The organism is Nonomuraea sp. 3N208, from assembly GCF_052245935.1.
In the GTDB taxonomy this organism is placed as follows: Bacteria; Actinomycetota; Actinomycetes; order Streptosporangiales; family Streptosporangiaceae; genus Nonomuraea.
The window spans coordinates 1-905 of record NZ_JBQQBR010000176.1 but is presented as its reverse complement, the minus strand read 5'-3'; the positions used below and the strand labels follow the sequence as shown (position 1 = coordinate 905).

Genomic DNA, 905 nt, shown 5'->3' with positions numbered 1-905 from the left:
CCCTCCCTGCCAAAATAGACAGAGGTAGCAAACAGGTACAAAACTCTGTGCTGAGGGTGGGGAAGGAGACATCCCTTCGTGGGAGCAAGTGAACAGGATCCCGAGATCCCTGACCCACATGTACGCGAGCGAGCCGGCGCTCGCCGCTACACCGCCGCCTATAAGGCCCGGATCCTGGAGGAGTACGACCGGCTGGACAAGGCCGGCAAGGGCGCGTTGATGCGCCGGGAAGGCCTGTACTCCTCACTGATCTCCAGTTGGCGGACCGCGCGGGACCACGGCGCCGCCGAGGCGCTGGCCCGCCCGGCCGGCCGCCCGAAGGCCGACCCGCGGGACAAGAAGATCGACGCGCTGCAGGCGGAGGTCGAGCGGCTACGCGCCGAGCTCGGCAAGACCCGCCAGGTGATCGAGGTGCAGGGAAAGCTCTTCGCGTTGCTGGATCAGCTCGCCACCAGCAGCGAGACCCCGCCGGATCGGGGCGAGCAGTGACCGGGGTCATCCAGACGGCCCAGGCTGAGGCAATCACCGAACTGGCCCCGCTGCTCGGGCGTCGCAACGCATGCGCGGCGGTCGGGGTATCGCAGGCCACCTGGTATCGCAAGAACCGCCAGAGCCCCGCCCCGGTCCGGCCCGTCACGCCCCGAAAGCCGCACCCGGCCGCACTGTCGCAGGCCGAGCGCGACCACGTCCGCGCGGTGCTGAACGAGCGGTTCGCCGACGCCTCCCCGGCGACGGCGTACTTCTCCCTGCTGGATGAGGGCCTCTACCTGGCCTCGGAATCAACGATGTACCGGATCCTGCGCCGGCACGACGAGGTCGGCCGGGATCGGCGCCGTCAGGCCACCCACCCGCCCAAGACCATCCCCGAGCTGTTCGCCGATGCCCCCAACCGCGTGTGGGCCTGG

General features: G+C 69.5%; 1 protein-coding gene and 1 pseudogene. Both read left to right on the top strand.

The features are described 5' to 3' along the window. The first annotated feature begins 78 nt into the window (after positions 1–78). Positions 79–489 carry a transposase gene (locus ACTWPT_RS60095; protein ID WP_443186496.1) on the top strand — a complete coding sequence of 137 codons (411 nt, stop codon included), beginning with the start codon at positions 79–81 and terminating at the stop codon, positions 487–489. Next, positions 486–905: pseudogene (locus ACTWPT_RS60090) on the top strand (IS3-like element IS1141 family transposase); the annotation flags it as partial. The gene ACTWPT_RS60095 and the pseudogene ACTWPT_RS60090, both read left to right, overlap by 4 nt.